This window comes from Yinghuangia soli, from assembly GCF_021502675.1.
GTDB classification, from domain to species: domain Bacteria; phylum Actinomycetota; class Actinomycetes; order Streptomycetales; family Streptomycetaceae; genus Yinghuangia; species Yinghuangia soli.
In genome coordinates, this window is sequence record NZ_JAKFHA010000045.1 from 50,213 (window position 1) to 64,438 (window position 14,226).

Here is a 14,226-nt window from a genome sequence, read left to right on the forward strand (position 1 = left end):
GAAGACTCCCAAGGGGCGAAGAGCGAAAGAGCGTTGGAGCGAAGGGGGGCGGGCGGCCTTCGGCAGGCCGCCCGCCGGAAAGCCTGTTCAGGCCGCGGGCGGCTGCGCGCGGCGCCGGGGCTTCCAGCCCGGCTTCGGGACGGACGCGACGAGGCGCCGCGTGTAGTCGTGCTGCGGCTCCCGGAGCACCGACGGCACCGGGCCGCTCTCCACGACCTGTCCGGAGCGCATCACGAGGACCTCGTCGCAGATGTGCGGGACGACACCCAGGTCGTGGGTGATGAACAGCAGGGTGGTCCCGGTGGTCGTGCGGATGTGCGCCAGCAGGTTGAGGATCTGGGCCTGGATGGACACGTCGAGTGCCGCGACCGCCTCGTCCAGGATCAGGACCTGCGGTTCCGCCGCGAGCGCGCGGGCGATGGCGACGCGCTGCCGCTGGCCGCCGGACAGCGCCCGGGGGAGCGAACCGGCCTGGCGTTCGTCCACGCCCACCAGGTCCAGCAGTTCGTCGACGCGCGCGGCGAGGGCCGGGCCGCGGAGCGGCCGGTGCAGCCGTACGGCCTCGGCGACCGCGTCGCGGACGCGCTGGCGGCGGTCGAGCGAGGAGTACGGGTCCTGGAAGACCATCTGGATCTCCCGCGCGCGGGCCCGGCGGCCGGCGCCGCGCGGGCGCCCGGGGCCGCGCTCCTTCCCGGCGACCGCGATGCTCCCGGCGGTGGGCTGCTCCAGCCCGGCGATCATGCGGGCCGTCGTGGTCTTGCCGGAGCCGGATTCCCCGACGACCGCGAGCGACCCGCCCACCTCCAACCGGAAGGCCACGTCGTCGACCGCGACGAAGTCGCCGAACGTCTTGCGCAGGTTGCGGACCTCAAGCACGCTGCTCCGCCTCCTCGGTGATGTGCGGGTAGTGGCAGGCGCTGGTCCCGGTGCCCGCGGCCCGGAGCAGCGGGGTGTCGGTGCGGCAGGCGTCGCGGGCGCGCGGGCAGCGCGGGGCGAAGCTGCAGCCGGCCGGCACCTCGAAGCCGGACAGCGGGCGGCCCGCGATGGCCCGGAGCCCCGACGCGGTGTCGCCGACGCTGGGACGCGACGCCAGCAGGGCCCGCGTGTACGGGTGTGCGGCGCCGTGGTGCAGTGCGCCGGACGGCAGTTCCTCGACCGTGGACCCGGCGTACATGACGACGACGCGGTCGCAGACGGCCGCGGCGAGTTCGAGGTCGTGGGTGATGAAGAGCATGGCCAGTCCGCGCGCTTCGCGGGCCTCGGTGACGATGGCCATGACCTCTTCCTGGGTGGTCACGTCCAGGGCGGTGGTCGGTTCGTCGGCGAGGAGCAGCTTGGGCTCGGCGGCGAGCGCCGCGGCGATCATGACGCGCTGCAGCAGGCCGCCGGACAGCTCCCCGGGCCGCTGGCGCATGCGGCGCTCGGCGTCCGGGATCCCGACTTCCTGCAGCACCGCCTCGACGCGTCGGCGGGCCTCGCGGACCGGGACGCCGCGGGCGGCGGTGAGCCCTTCGACCAGGAAGTCCCCGACGCTGCGGGCCGGGTTGATGTGCGCACGCGGATCCTGGAAGACCATCGCGACCTCGCCCGCCCGGAACTCCCGGAGCCGGGTGCGGGACATACCGGGGACGGACTCGCCGGCGAAACGGAGTTCGCCGTGCACCTCGGCGCCGGGCGGCAGCAGCCGCAGCACAGAGCGGGCGGTCAGCGACTTGCCCGACCCCGACTCGCCTACCAGGGCGGCCGCTTCGCCCGCGGCGAGGGCCAGGTCGACGCGGTGTACCGCGGTCGCGGAACCCGCGCCGGTCGGCAGGTCGATGCGCAGGCCGCGGATGTCGAGCAGCGGCGCGGCGGCGCTCATGCGGCCCCTCCCGGCAGGCGTCGGGACAGCCCGGAGCCCAGCAGGTTCACCGCGATCACCAGGACGACGATCATCAGGCCCGCGTAGAGGGACTGCTGGGGCTGGCCGGTGAGAATCCCGGGCGCGCCGTTGGACACCATCAATCCCCATTCCGGAGCGGGCGGTTGGCTGCCGAGGCCGATGAACGAGACGGCTGCGACGTCCAGCAGGGCGTAGCCGAAGCCGATCGTGGCCTGCACGAGGATCAGCGGTGCCAGGTTGGGCAGCAGATGCCGCAGCCAGATCCGCGGTGTGGACGCGCCGAGGAGGCCGAGCGCCGACACGTACGGCAGCGAGCGCTCCTTGAGGGCGGCGGCGCGGACGACGCGGGTCACCAGCGGCAGGTACGCGATCGACAGGGCGATCACCGGCGCCGCGAGCCCCGGGCCGAAGACGGCTGCCGCCAGCACCGCCATGATCAGCCCCGGGAAGCCGAAGACGACGTCCAGCGCGCCGGACACCAGCCGGTCCGTCCAACCGCCGAACCACGCGGCGCACAGCGCGAGTGCGGTGCCCGCGGCGGTCGACACGAGGACGACCAGTGCGGGGGCGGCCATGCTCGCGCGGGCGCCGCAGAGGATCCGCGACAGGATGTCCCGGCCGGTGTCGTCGGTCCCCAGGAGGTGCCCGGCCGAAGAGCCGGCGTTCACGCCCAGCGGGTCGACCGCGTTCGGGTCGTGCGGGGCGAGCAGCGGCCCGAACAGCGCGAGCAGGACGAACACGCCCACCACGGCGGCCGCGGCGAGGGTCGCCGTGTCGAGGCGCCGGCGGCGTACCGGCGGGGTGCGGCCGGCGGAGGGGAGCACGGGTGCCGGTGCGGTGCTCATCTGCTGCCTCCTTGCGCGGTGCGGGGGTCGAGTGCCGCGCTCACCAGGTCGACGACGGTGTTCACGGCGACGAAGAGGACGACGAACAGGAGCGATACGGCCTGGACGACCGCCAGGTCCTGCTTCAGTGCGGCGTCGATCATGAGGGCGCCGAGCCCGCCGATCCCGAAGGCCTGCTCGGCCACCGCAGTGGTGGCGATCAGCCCGGCGATGCCCACCCCGGAGACCGCGAAGATCGGTCCCGAGGCGTTCCGCAGCACATGCCGCCGGATGACGACGGACTCGGGCACGCCGCGGCTGCGGGCGGTCTCGACGTGCTCGCCGCGCAGTTCGGTCCGGACGGATGTCCGGGTCACCTGCGCGACGTAGCCCACCCACGACACGGCCAGCGCGACCGCGGGCAGGGTGAGATGCGAGAGCGTCCCGCCGAAGCCCGTGCCCGAGCCGTAGACCGGGAACCAGGGCAGTTCGACCGCGAAGACCCAGATCAGCAGCACCGACATGATGAACGTCGGTACGGCCATCACGCCGGAGGTCGCCGCGGTCAGGAGCGCTTCGGTACGGCCGCCGCGCAGGGCCGCGACCGTCCCGATCGCGGTGCCGAGCACCAGGACGAGCACGGCGGCGTACGCGACCAGGGCGAACGTGTCGCCGGCCCGCTCGCCGATGAGGTGGCCGACGCTGTCGCGGTAGACGAGCGACCTCCCGAAGTCGCCGTGCAGGCAGCCGCTGAACCAATGCCACCAGCCCGCGAAGAACGGGTCGTCCAGGTGGTATTCGGCGCGTATCCGGTCAAGGACCGCCGGGTCGGGCTTGCGTGCGCCGCCCACCAGCAGGGTCGCGGGGTCGCCGGGGGCCAGCATGAACGCCCCGTAGATGCCGAGGCTCGCGACCAAGACGGTCACGACCAGCATCGTCAGCCGGGTCGCGAGGAAGGAGGCGGTCATGGCCGCTCGCCTCCTTCGGGGCCCGCCGGCGCGGCGAGGACGGTGAGGCGGAGCCGGGACGGGCGGGCGCCGCCGGTCGTGAGCTTCTGCAGGCTCGCCTTGGGCGCCGTGGTGAACCACGGGTTCTCCGCGGTCCCGGAGTTGGGCACGTGGTTGGGGAAGTCGCTGCTCGCCACCATCAGCGCGAGGCGGTGGCCGGGCCGCAATCGGTACCCGGTGTGCCCGAGGCCGACCTGCCACGGGCCGGGTGCGTCGGCCTGCACGCAGCCGCGCAGGACGAGCCGGGCGGCGCCGTCCGGGGCGACGTCCAGGAGCCGGACGAAGAGGTCGTACGTCGGTGCGGTGCTCTCGACGTGCAGCACCGCGCTGACCGGTCCGGCCAGGTCGAGAGGCTCCTCGGCGGCCGCGGTGGTGAAGACCAGTACGTCGTCGCGGGCCGCGGTGGCGCTTTCGTCGGGGTGGCCGTGGAGCTGCATGAAGGTGTTCGCCACCGCCGACGGCACCAGGTCGTCCGGGTCGTACCGCCAGGAGACGGCCTCCTCGGACCGGTCCGCCGCATCGTCGGCGGCAGGGCTCAGCGTGCCGCCGGGCAGGGGGCCCAAGGCGGCGTGTGCGGCGCCGAGTTCGAGGTCGAGCGGCACGGCGCCGGGCGGCGGCCAGGCCGGCGACGTCCGCCACCCCGCGTGCCCGAGTTTCCAGCGGACGCGCGGCAGCGAGGCAGGAGCGGCCTCGTCCTTGAGGAAGACGCCGAAGAACTCCAGGGCCGGTCCGCAGTAGGCGTCGAGCATCGTGCTCAGCGCCGCGTCGTCGGCCATGTGGTCGTTCTCGGGCTGTACCGGGGCCTGTTCGAGGAAGTAGTTCTCGTGGTCGATCGTGTCGGCGTACAGGTACTGGACGGCGGCCCAGGCCGGGCGCTTCGCGAGCTCGGTGTAGTCGCGCATGTGCGCGATGCCGAGGTTGTCGAACCACCCCACGCAGTGCAGGACCGGGACCGGCCGGGCGTCGTAGGGGTGCGGCCCGTTGTACGCGGTGAGTTCGATGCCGTGGACGGCCAGGTCGAAGCCGTCCGACCGCTTGCCGATGGCCGCGAAGGCCTCTTCGTACGCGGCGACCAGCGGGCGCTTGGTGAGGTCGGCCTCGTACTCGTAGGTCTCGTTGTCGATCCAGATGTGCGCCTGGTAGTCGACCCCTTCGAGCCAGCAGGGCTGTGCGACCGAGGCGTCGTACGTGGCGAGGCCGGGGCGCACGCCGGTCGTCGTGACGCGGGGGACGATGGCGCGCAGGGCCGGGTGCTGGCTGGACACCGCGGACCACTGGGTGAATCCGTAGTACGAGTCGCCGAACATGCCGACCGCGCCGTTCGACCACGGCTGCCGGGTGACCCACTCGATCGTGTCGTAGCCGTCGTCGACCTCGCCGGTCCAGCCGAGGGTGGCGCCTTCCGAACGGAACTTCCCCCGGACGTCCTGGACGACCAGGACGTAGCCGCGGGCGGTGAAGCGCTCGGCGACCCGGTCGAAGAACACGTACCGGCTGTTCTTGTCGTACGGCAGCCGGACCAGGACGGCCGGCCCCGGGCCGCGGTCGTGCCCGTACACGTCGGTGGCGAGCCTCAGCCCGTCGCGCATCCGGACCATGTGTTGCCGGGCGTGCTCGGGCACGGGCTGCGCGGGGACGCGCTCGAAGGCGAGGCTCATAGGCACCTACTGAGGAGAAGGACGAGAAGAAACAACTACGTCATATAACAGCGTTTCAGAACGCTTCGCCCGGCGTCAATACCTCACGCCGCGTGCGGGAGTCGTCGCCGCGGAGGGCTTGACGGGTTTGTTCACGGGATGGAAGCCTGGATGATGAAACGACGTTATATGACGTTCGTTTTTCACGGCTGGCGTGCCTGCGGACCGGGATCGGACCCGATGTCCCGGCCTCCGACCGCCGTTCCTTCCCCGCCAAGGAGCTTCGTCATGACCGGCAAAAGAGCCCTGCGCACAAGCAACAGACCCCTCCGTAGACGCGTGCTCGGCGGGGTGCTGGCCGTAGCCCTCGCCGGCACCGCCGCCTGTTCCGGCGGCGGGGGCGAGGCCGGTACCGGCGACGCCGCAGGGCAGCTGGTCACCATGACCCCCGCGGGCACCGGGACGCTCGACGAGATCGCCTGGGCGCTGCCCTTCGGCGAGCCGACGACGCTCGACCCGGCCAAGTCCGGCGACTACTCCCCGCAGACCGTCGGCGCGAACCTCTGCGAACCGCTCATGCGCCTGAATGCGGACTTCTCGGTGGGGCAGGGGCTGGCCGCGAAGGCGGTCTGGGCCGACGAGCGGTCCCTGGTGCTGACGCTGCGTCAGGGAGTCGCGTTCTGGGACGGCGCGCCGATGCGCGCCGAGGACGTCGCCTACAGCCTGCGGCGCCAGATGGACCCGGCGACGCAGGGCATCTACGGTGCGGCCCTGGTCGGCGTCACCGGTATCGAGGCAACCGGTGCCGACCAGGTGACCATCCGCACCGACGGTCCCAACCAGTCGCTGCTGAAGGCACTGGCCACCCCGTTCGGCGCGGTGGTCCAGGAGGCGTACGCCAAGAAGGCGGGGGCGGCGTACGGGACATCGGCCGGCGGCGTGATGTGCACCGGTCCCTACAAGCTGAGTTCGTGGAAGTCCGGCGACAGCATCACCATCGAGCGCAACGACGGCTACTGGGATGCGACGGCCAAGCCGAAGATCGGCCGCGTGGTCTTCCGCTTCATCACCAACAGCAACACGCTCACCAGTGCGCTTCTCTCCGGCGACGTCGACGGCACCTACGAACTGCCGCCGAGCAGCGCGAAGGCGCTGGGCGGGGGCGGCGGTTCGGTGTACCTCGGGCCGTCCACGCAGAACGTGCTCGTGGTCCCGGCGAACGCCCAGTCGCCCGCCGCCGACCGGCGGCTGCTGGACGCGCTGTCGCTGGCAGTGGACCGCAAGGCGCTGATCAAGAACTCGTTCGGCGGCGCCGCCGACGAGCTGAAGTCACTGGCACCCCCGAGCACTTGGGCCGGCGACCCGGCCGGCATCCAGCTCAACACCGCCTATGCGGCCCTGCCCGGCGTGCCCGAGCCGGACCTGGAGCAGGCCAAGAAGGTACTCGCCCAGGTCGGCGCCCCGGCCCGGCCCCTGGTCACCGCGATACCGGCCGGCGACCAGCGGAGCCTGCAGATCGCCACGTTCTTCCAGGGTGCGGCGAAGCAGATCGGCGTGGACCTGGAGATCCGGCAGCTCCAACCGACCGAGATGTCCTCGCTGTTCTACGACCCCGCCATCCGGCAGAGCCTCGACCTGGTGGTCACCTTCGGCTACGTGGGCGCGCCCGACGCGGCCGCGTACGTGGCCGACATGGTCAACCCCGGGGCGCTGTTCAACTGGATGGGCTACGACAACCCCACCGCGACGCAGCTGCTGGCGAAGGCCCGGACCGCCGCGGACCCGGTGGCGGCCGCGCAGGCGTACGCCGACGCGATGGCGTCGTTCACGCCGACGCTCCCCGTCGTGTACCTCGTCGCGCCGTACGAGCGCATGTACCTGAACAAGCGGATCAGCGGCGCCCCGGCGTCGTTCGCGTACATGGGCATGCCCTGGGCGGCCTACCTGGGCGCGACGGGCAGCGGAGGCTGACGACTGCCGCGCGGCGGGGCCGGTCCCGTTGGTACGGGCCGATCCCGCCGCGCTCGGCACCCGCGGGAGCGGCTCGCCCGCGTGATATAACAATGTTGTCCCACGGGGGTTCACCGGGCCGCCGCATTCCCATATAGGTGTGTGCACATGCCGATCGACGTCGACGAAGCCGAACGCCTCAGGGCGATCGCCAAGGCGACCCTGGCGGTGGCCGCCCGGGACGGGGCCCGTGCCGTGACCATCCGCGCCGTGGCGAACGAACTCGGCGGCTCCACGGCGATGGTCACCAACTACGTGCCCACCCGCGTCGCCCTGATCACCAACGCCGTCGACGCCGCCGAGCCGCGCTGGCGCGAGGAGTTGGAGTCGCACATAGCGGGACTCCAGGGCGCCGCGCGGCTCCGGGCGACCGTCGAGTGGTTCCTCAGTACCGAGCCGGACGACCTCGTGCTGCGCGGCCTGTGGATCGAGATGCTCTCCTCCAGCCGCGTCGGGCCGACCCAGGATGCACCGACGTCCGGCGAAGCCGCCGCCACCTGGGAGGAGCTCCGCAGCGCCGCGGCGGATGCCGAGGTGGCCGCCCCCGACCTCGCCGCGGACACCCTCTTCCTGCTGGTGCGCGGCTACTTCGTGGCCACCGTCGAGGGCGCGGAGCAGGCCTCGCCCGAGCGCGCGGCCCGCGTCGCCGAAGCCGTCGTCGCCATGCTCACGGCGCGCTGACCGGCACGCCCCGGCGCCGGGGTGAAGCCGCCGCGACGCCTCGGCCCGGCTTCCGGGCCGGTGCCGCACGCGGCGGCCTGTCGATACGTATGAATTCCGGCAAATAGTGCAAATCTATGGGCATGATTTCGCACTCCGAGCCTGCGCAGACCTTCGTCGAGCGACGGCGGGCACAGCTCCGCGACCGCCTGCCGTGCGCGGATCCCCAGGACGTCGCGAGCCGCGGCCGGGATCAGCAGTGAACGTCGAACGGATCCGTTCGCCCCGCGGGCGGAGCCGCCCGGCGCGCTTCGAAAAGGGCGGGCGGATCGGGTCGCTGGCCATCATCGTCGGCGGCGGCTTCCTGGGGTGGGCGCTGCCCAACCTGGAGCCGCACCTGCCGTCGGGCGGCCTGGGCTTCAGCGCCTCCACCGCCCAGGCGGCCCTCGCCGCCATCGCCGCCGCCATGATCACCCTGGCCGGCTTCGTGCTGACCGCGGTCACCCTGGTGATCCAGACCATCCAGGCGATGTCGCCGCGCCTGGTCGGCGCCCTGCACTACTTCGGGCGGTTCCTCACCGTCTTCGCGCTGCTCGTCGGCACCGCCTTGTACGCGCTCGTCGCCCTCAGCCACGTCGACTCCGACGAGACCCCGCGCCTCGCCGTCACCTTCGCCGTGGCCCTCGTGCTCTTCGACACGATCGTCGTACTGAACATGCTGGCCGCACTCCGCTCGGTCGTCACCGGCGGCGGACTCTCCCGGGCCGTCGGCGAGCGCCTGCACCACGTCGTCGAGGACGTGTACCCCGCCGCGTACGGGGAGTCCGGGCCGGTCGACCCGGACCCCGGCCCCGCGGCCGACGGGCTCCGGCGGACCGATGTCCGCTTCTCCGGCCGCCCCGGGACCGTGAGCTCCTTCGACGAACGCGAGCTCGTCGCTTGGGCCGCCCGCACCGGCTGCCGCATCGAAATGACCGTCGCCGTCGGCGATTTCGTGGGCGGCTCCGCGCGCATCGCGCAGATCGCCGCGCCGCCCGGCACGGACGTCCGCGAGCCGGCCGCCGCGGTGTCCGCCGCGCTCGGCGTCGGCCCGACGCGCACCTTCGAGCAGGACCCGGCCTACGGGTTGCGGCTGCTCGCGGACATCGCGATCCGGGCGCTGTCCCCGGCGGTCAACGACCCCACCACGGCCGTCCAGGCACTCGACCAGATCGAGGACGCGCTGCTGAAACTCTCGGGCCGCGCCCTGGGCACGTTCGGACTGGTCGACGACGAGGGCGGCATCCGGGTCCGCTGCCCCGCGCCGAGTTGGAGCGACCTGGTCTCCCTGGCCCTCGACGAGATCCTTCTCTACGGCGCCGGCAACCCCCAGATCGCCCGCCGGCTCCGGGCCCTGATCGCCCGCGTCGACTTCCATGCCCCGCAAGAGCGCCACGAGCCCTTGCTGGAACGGCTCGCACTCCTGGACCGGATGGTCCCGCACGCGGCCCCCGACCCGCACTACCGCACGCTGTCCGCGGCCGCGGACCTCCAGGGCCTGGGCGGCCCGGAACGCCCCGGCTTCGCGGCGCGCCGAAAGACCGGCCCGCCCGGGCTCGGCGGGCCGGCCTGACGCGTACGGATCGCAGCGCGAAAAGCCGCCCCGGCCGGGACTCTGCGTCCGGCCGAGGCGGCTTCGTACTTTGCTTCCTTGGCTTCCTCTGCTTCGTACCCTGCGGTGCTCAGCCACCCAGCGCGATGACCGCGGCGATGGCCGGACCGAAGGCCCCGCCCAGCTGGTAGCAGAGGCTGAACATCCCGATCGCGGTGGGACGTTGCGCCGGAGTGGCGGCCGTGGTGGCGTACACCGCGAGGGTCGCCTGCCCGGCGCTCGTGGCGATCACGGCCAGGGTCGCGACCGGCAGGAGGAGCAGCGCCCACGGGGTCAGCGCCGCCGCCACCGGAGCGAGCGTGCCGAGCGTGAGCAGGATCGCCAGGACCTGCGTACGGCTCATCCGGGCCGAGGCCGCGGCCAGCAGCATGGACACCGCCGAGCCGACGAGAAGCGCGGCCATCTGCCCGGTGCCGATGGCGGACGCCGACCAGTCGGTGCGGTCGCGGAGCAGCTGCGGGATGGTGAACAGCAGCGTGAAGTACGACGTCGACAGCGTGCAGGCCAGCACGGCGGACAGGACGAACACCCGGGCGCGCAGCAGCCAAGCGGGCAGGAAGCCGTCGGGCACGGCCCGCACGTGCAGCGCCAGCAGCGCACCCGACGCCAGGGACGCGGCCACCGCGGGCAGCGGGTAGCGCGGGATGAGCACCAAGGACGTCGCGGCAAGAACCAGCAGCGCGGCGCCGCGTCCGTCGAACGGGGTGCGCTGCTCCGGCGCGGCCAGGTCGGCACGCCGCAGCACAGCCGGCACGGCCGGCAGGGCGACCGCCCCCACGGCCAGCGACAGCCGCCACGAGACGGCTCCGGCCAGCGTCGACCCGAGCAGCGGGCCGACCGCCCCCAACGTCCCGAAGCCTGCCGTGATCACGCCCATCCGGCGCACCGAACCGGCCAGGCTCATCGCCGTGGTGACCAGCCCCGCACCGCCCGCGGCCTGCGCCGCGCGCCCGACCATCGCGAGCGGCAGCCACGGCGCCACGGCAAGCACCGCGGTACCGGCCGCGATCAGCACGGCACTGGCCTTGAGCGTGACGCCGATGCCGCAGCGCCGCAGCAGGGCGGCCATCAGCGGCGTACCGACCGCCAGCCCCCACGCGAACACGGTGACGAGCCAGGTCGCGGTGGCCGTACGGACCCCGAGCGAATCGGCTATGTCGGGCAGGATCAGCACCGGCCCGTTCGCACTCGCCGCGACCGGCGTGGCCAGCAACGCCAGCCACAACGCCGGGACTTGTCGCCCCGTCGCGGTCTTGGCATCGGCTGGTCCCGACGCCGGGGCGGCCGGGGACTGCGGACGGGCATGGATCTGCAGGGACGACGACATGGCAGGACGCTCCAGTGGCAGGGAGGGGAGGCGCCGATCCGACTCGGCAATCTCGGTAGTGAGATAACAACATCTGGCTATCTCAGAGTCAAATATCTCGAAACTAAGAGAATCAAAACTGATAGAGTCTGATCCGAGGAAAGACGTACCGAGAGGAGTGCCGGCAATGAGCGATGCCGTGGACGCGATCATCGACCAGTGGGAAACCGAACGCCCCGACCTCGCGGCGGACCTGGCGCCCGTCCGCCTCTTCGGACGCATCCAGCGCCTGGCCCTCGTGGTCGACAAGTCCGTCAAATCCGTCGCATCCGGCCACGGCCTGGACGTCGGCGAGTTCGACGTCCTCACCACCCTGCAGCGCTCCGGCCCGCCCTACGCCCTGACCGCCGGCACCTTCCTCAAGGCCTCGATGGTCTCCTCCGGCACCATCACCAACCGCATCGACAAGATGGAAGCCAAGGGCCTGGTGGAACGCGTCCGCGACGGCGAAGACCGCCGCACCGTCAAGATCCGCCTCACCGAACACGGCCACGAAGTCACCCGCGCCGTCTTCGCCGACCACCTCGCGAACTACGCCCGCCTGCTGGCCGACATCGACCCCGCCCTGATCGACAACGCCGCCGACAGCCTCCGCAACGTCCTCGAAGCCCTGGGCGACACCGACATCAAATAGCCGTGGCAGCCCGACGCTCTGGTCCGTGCTAGGCGCGTGGCCCGACCGTGTGCCCACCGCCGCGTCACGCGGAGATGCGGCAGGAAACCGCGCGAAGTGCCGGACGCGGTCCTGCTAGGGTCATGATCATGTATTCCGTCATCCACAACTGGCAGGCGATTCGCACCCGGTCGGCGATCTGACCGCGGTGCCGGCCTCCGTCGGCATCGGGTCCAGCGTCCACCGCTCGCCTCCCGATGACGAGGATCTTCACCATGCGCGCAAACTCGCGCCCCACTTTTGTCTTTGTACACGGCGGTTCCAGCAACGCCCGGGCCTGGGGCCCGCTGCAGAATGAGCTGGCGCTGCTCGGCCACCGCTCGCACGCCGTCGACCTGCCCGGCCACGGGGACCTGGCGGACACGGCTGCCGCGTACTGCCGGCAGCCGCAGGACCTCGGCGAACTGACCGCCGCCGCCTCGCCGATGCGCGGCGTCACGCTGCAGGACAACGTCGACCACGTGGCCGGCGTCCTCAAGCGGCTCGCCGAATGGGGGCCGGTCGTCCTGGTCGGCAACAGCCTCGGCGGCCTGACCATCACGGCGGTCGCCAACGCCGTGCCCGACCTGCTCGACCGGGTCGTCTACCTGTCCGCGCTCTGCCTCAGCGATCCGGCCATGCTCACCGAGGCGTGGAACGTGGACGACGACAACCTGCTCGACGCCGCGGCCGCGCGGATCGCCGTGCCGGACGTCGCCGACCCCGGGGTCGCCCGGCTGAACTGGCGTAGCGCACACGCCGATCCGGGACTGTTCGCGCAGCTGAAGGCCGCCGTCATGGCGGACGGCACCGACCACCAATTCCGGCTGCTGCTCGACTCCTTGGACCCCGACGAGAACTACGGGGTGCTGGAAGAAGGGGCGCTGGCCCGGGCCGAGACCTGGGGACGCGTCCCGCACACGTACGTCCGGCTCACCGAGGACCGCAGCAACACCCCGGCCGTGCAGGACTACATGATCCGCAAGGCGGACGAGCTGACCCCGGACAACCCGTTCGAGGTGCACTCGCTGGCGGCCTCGCACGTCGGCTACTTCAGCCGGCCGCAGGTCTTCGCGGAGCTGCTGGCGCGCCTGGCCTGATGCGGCACTGACGCCCCGGGTGCCTCCGCCGACTTCGGTGCGGAGGCACCCGGGGCGTCGTCATCGGGGTGCTCGGCGGTGCACGTACCTCAAGGTGCGTACTTGATCATGATGCGATGCGCGGCGATTCTGTGAGTGGCGCGCCAAGCCCCTCATCCGACTCCGACGCCGACCGCACGGCCAGATGGTCCTGCCCCCAGGCGTCGAGCAACTCCAGTAGCCCATAAAGCCGTTGGCCATGTGCGGTCAGCGAGTACTCGACCCGGGGCGGTACCTCGTCGTGGTCCTCGCGGCGCACGATGCCGTCCGCTTCGAGCTCGCGCAGCTGCTGGGTCAGCACCTTCTCGCTGATCCCCGTGACCAGGCGCCGGGTCTCCCCGAAGCGGCGGGGGCCGTCGGCGAGCACCCACATGATGAACGCCTTCCACTTGCCCTCGAACACCCCGACGGCCACGCCCATGCCGCACGTGTGCGGATCGGTCACCGTCACCAACCGGGAGTCCGCCATGTCCGCTTCCCCTGTCACCGTTCTCGGCCTCGGCCCGATGGGCCAGGCCCTGGCCTCGGCCTTCCTGGCCGCGGGCCACCCCACCACTGTGTGGAACCGTACCCCGGGCCGCGCCGGCCGCCTGCTCGAACACGGCGCGGTCGAGGCCCCGACCGCCGCCGAGGCCATCGCCGCCGGCGGCCTCGTGGTGGTCTGCGTCCTCGACTACGAGGCCGTCCGGGCCGTCGTCGAGCCCAACGCCGCCGCGCTCAAGGGCCGCACCCTGGTCAACCTCACCGCCGGTACGCCGGACGACGCCCGCGCGACGGCCCGGTGGGCGGGCGAGCACGGGGTCGACTACCTCGACGGGGCCATCATGGTCCCGACGTACCTGATCGGCGGCCCGGCCACGCTGGTCCTGCACAGCGGTCCCGCGGACATATTCGAGGCCCACCGCGGCACGCTCGCCGCCATCGGCGGAACGTGTGCGCACCTGGGCACGGACCCCGGCCGGGCCGCCGCCCACGACGTCGCCCTGCTCGACGTGTTCTGGACCGCGCTGACCGGCGTCGTGCACGCCTTCGCCCTGGCCGGCGCGGAGGGTGTCACCGCCACCGACCTTGCGCCCTACGCCAAGGGCGTCGCGGGCCTGCTGCCGGACGTCATCGACGCCTTCGCCGCGAAGATCGACGCCCGCGAGTACCCCGCGGACGGCTCGAACCTCCGCTCGGCGGCGGCCATCATGTCCCACGTCCTCGACGCCTCCCGCACCCGCGGCATCGACTCCTCGGTGATCTCCGCTGCCTACGAGGTCGCCCGCCGCGGCATGGACGCGGGCTACGCGGACGACTCCTACGCCCACATCGCCGAACTGCTGCCCGGTACCGCTCCGCATCCGGGGGCCTGACCGGCCGCAGAAGGGCTGCGTCCCTATATACGTGCGCAGGCCG

Annotated in this window: 14 protein-coding genes; 6 read left to right on the forward strand and 8 right to left on the reverse strand. The window is 72.4% G+C overall.

Annotated elements, in window-relative coordinates; translation table 11 throughout:
• Positions 1-87 precede the first annotated feature (87 nt).
• Genes LZ495_RS39190 through LZ495_RS39210 form a run of 5 tightly spaced genes read right to left on the reverse strand, consistent with a single transcriptional unit; the run spans position 88 to position 5,371 of the window.
• Positions 88-876, reverse strand: coding sequence for an ABC transporter ATP-binding protein (locus LZ495_RS39190; RefSeq protein ID WP_308268782.1), 789 nt, complete (start codon positions 874-876; stop codon positions 88-90).
• Positions 869-1,861: an ABC transporter ATP-binding protein gene (locus LZ495_RS39195; protein WP_235057987.1), complete on the reverse strand. Its 993-nt coding sequence runs from the start codon at positions 1,859-1,861 to the stop codon at positions 869-871. The genes LZ495_RS39190 and LZ495_RS39195 overlap by 8 nt, the downstream gene beginning before the upstream one ends.
• Entirely contained in the window at positions 1,858-2,727 is an 870-nt protein-coding gene (locus tag LZ495_RS39200; protein WP_235057988.1) for an ABC transporter permease, read from the reverse strand. Before LZ495_RS39200 ends, LZ495_RS39195 begins: the two co-directional genes overlap by 4 nt.
• Complete coding sequence (locus tag LZ495_RS39205) at positions 2,724-3,674, reverse strand: ABC transporter permease (RefSeq protein ID WP_235057989.1); 951 nt, start codon at positions 3,672-3,674, stop codon at positions 2,724-2,726. Before LZ495_RS39205 ends, LZ495_RS39200 begins: the two co-directional genes overlap by 4 nt.
• Complete coding sequence (locus LZ495_RS39210; RefSeq protein ID WP_235057990.1) at positions 3,671-5,371, reverse strand: CocE/NonD family hydrolase; 1,701 nt, start codon at positions 5,369-5,371, stop codon at positions 3,671-3,673. The genes LZ495_RS39205 and LZ495_RS39210 overlap by 4 nt, the downstream gene beginning before the upstream one ends.
• A gap of 318 nt (positions 5,372-5,689) precedes the next feature.
• Between LZ495_RS39210 and LZ495_RS39215 the strand changes: the two genes are divergently transcribed.
• The 3 genes from LZ495_RS39215 (at position 5,690) to LZ495_RS39225 (ending at position 9,632) form a co-directional block, all read left to right on the forward strand.
• A complete protein-coding gene (locus LZ495_RS39215; RefSeq protein WP_235057991.1) occupies positions 5,690-7,321 on the forward strand; it encodes an ABC transporter substrate-binding protein in 1,632 nt (543 codons plus the stop codon).
• Between the two features lie 147 nt (positions 7,322-7,468).
• Positions 7,469-8,041 carry a TetR/AcrR family transcriptional regulator gene (locus LZ495_RS39220; protein ID WP_235057992.1) on the forward strand — a complete coding sequence of 191 codons (573 nt, stop codon included), beginning with the start codon at positions 7,469-7,471 and terminating at the stop codon, positions 8,039-8,041.
• A 238-nt stretch (positions 8,042-8,279) separates the two neighbouring features.
• Positions 8,280-9,632 carry a DUF2254 family protein gene (locus LZ495_RS39225; RefSeq protein WP_235057993.1) on the forward strand — a complete coding sequence of 451 codons (1,353 nt, stop codon included), beginning with the start codon at positions 8,280-8,282 and terminating at the stop codon, positions 9,630-9,632.
• A 109-nt stretch (positions 9,633-9,741) separates the two neighbouring features.
• Here LZ495_RS39225 and LZ495_RS39230 read toward each other — a convergent pair whose 3' ends face one another.
• Positions 9,742-10,998, reverse strand: a complete 1,257-nt coding sequence (locus LZ495_RS39230; protein ID WP_235057994.1) for an MFS transporter — start codon at positions 10,996-10,998, stop codon at positions 9,742-9,744.
• Positions 10,999-11,164: 166 nt separating this feature from the next.
• Between LZ495_RS39230 and LZ495_RS39235 the strand changes: the two genes are divergently transcribed.
• The gene (locus LZ495_RS39235) at positions 11,165-11,671 is read left to right on the forward strand and encodes a MarR family winged helix-turn-helix transcriptional regulator (RefSeq protein WP_235057995.1); all 507 of its coding nucleotides are present in this window, start codon (positions 11,165-11,167) and stop codon (positions 11,669-11,671) included.
• Positions 11,672-11,735: 64 nt separating this feature from the next.
• Here LZ495_RS39235 and LZ495_RS39240 read toward each other — a convergent pair whose 3' ends face one another.
• Positions 11,736-11,927, reverse strand: coding sequence for a hypothetical protein (locus tag LZ495_RS39240; protein ID WP_235057996.1), 192 nt, complete (start codon positions 11,925-11,927; stop codon positions 11,736-11,738).
• On the opposite strand from LZ495_RS39240, the gene LZ495_RS39245 reads away from it, so the two are divergent.
• Entirely contained in the window at positions 11,926-12,789 is an 864-nt protein-coding gene (locus tag LZ495_RS39245; protein WP_235057997.1) for an alpha/beta fold hydrolase, read from the forward strand. The two genes, LZ495_RS39240 and LZ495_RS39245, sit on opposite strands and share 2 nt — an antisense overlap.
• Positions 12,790-12,895: 106 nt before the next feature.
• Here the strand turns inward: LZ495_RS39245 and LZ495_RS39250 are convergent, their stop codons facing one another.
• A complete protein-coding gene (locus LZ495_RS39250; protein ID WP_235057998.1) occupies positions 12,896-13,297 on the reverse strand; it encodes a winged helix-turn-helix transcriptional regulator in 402 nt (133 codons plus the stop codon).
• Here LZ495_RS39250 and LZ495_RS39255 point away from each other — a divergent pair.
• Complete coding sequence (locus LZ495_RS39255; protein ID WP_235057999.1) at positions 13,296-14,183, forward strand: NAD(P)-dependent oxidoreductase; 888 nt, start codon at positions 13,296-13,298, stop codon at positions 14,181-14,183. The two genes, LZ495_RS39250 and LZ495_RS39255, sit on opposite strands and share 2 nt — an antisense overlap.
• Positions 14,184-14,226 lie beyond the last annotated feature (43 nt).

Bases quoted from the DNA above. Each gene is read 5' to 3' on its own strand.
- LZ495_RS39195 (WP_235057987.1), bottom strand. From the start codon at position 1,861: ATGAGCGCCGCCGCGCCGCTGCTCGACATCCGCGGCCTGCGCATCGAC.
- LZ495_RS39200 (WP_235057988.1), bottom strand. From the start codon at position 2,727: ATGAGCACCGCACCGGCACCCGTGCTCCCCTCCGCCGGCCGCACCCCG.
- LZ495_RS39205 (WP_235057989.1), bottom strand. From the start codon at position 3,674: ATGACCGCCTCCTTCCTCGCGACCCGGCTGACGATGCTGGTCGTGACC.
- LZ495_RS39210 (WP_235057990.1), bottom strand. From the start codon at position 5,371: ATGAGCCTCGCCTTCGAGCGCGTCCCCGCGCAGCCCGTGCCCGAGCAC.
- LZ495_RS39220 (WP_235057992.1), top strand. From the start codon at position 7,469: ATGCCGATCGACGTCGACGAAGCCGAACGCCTCAGGGCGATCGCCAAG.
- LZ495_RS39230 (WP_235057994.1), bottom strand. From the start codon at position 10,998: ATGTCGTCGTCCCTGCAGATCCATGCCCGTCCGCAGTCCCCGGCCGCC.
- LZ495_RS39235 (WP_235057995.1), top strand. From the start codon at position 11,165: ATGAGCGATGCCGTGGACGCGATCATCGACCAGTGGGAAACCGAACGC.
- LZ495_RS39245 (WP_235057997.1), top strand. From the start codon at position 11,926: ATGCGCGCAAACTCGCGCCCCACTTTTGTCTTTGTACACGGCGGTTCC.
- LZ495_RS39240 (WP_235057996.1), bottom strand. From the start codon at position 11,927: ATGGTGAAGATCCTCGTCATCGGGAGGCGAGCGGTGGACGCTGGACCC.
- LZ495_RS39255 (WP_235057999.1), top strand. From the start codon at position 13,296: ATGTCCGCTTCCCCTGTCACCGTTCTCGGCCTCGGCCCGATGGGCCAG.
- LZ495_RS39250 (WP_235057998.1), bottom strand. From the start codon at position 13,297: ATGGCGGACTCCCGGTTGGTGACGGTGACCGATCCGCACACGTGCGGC.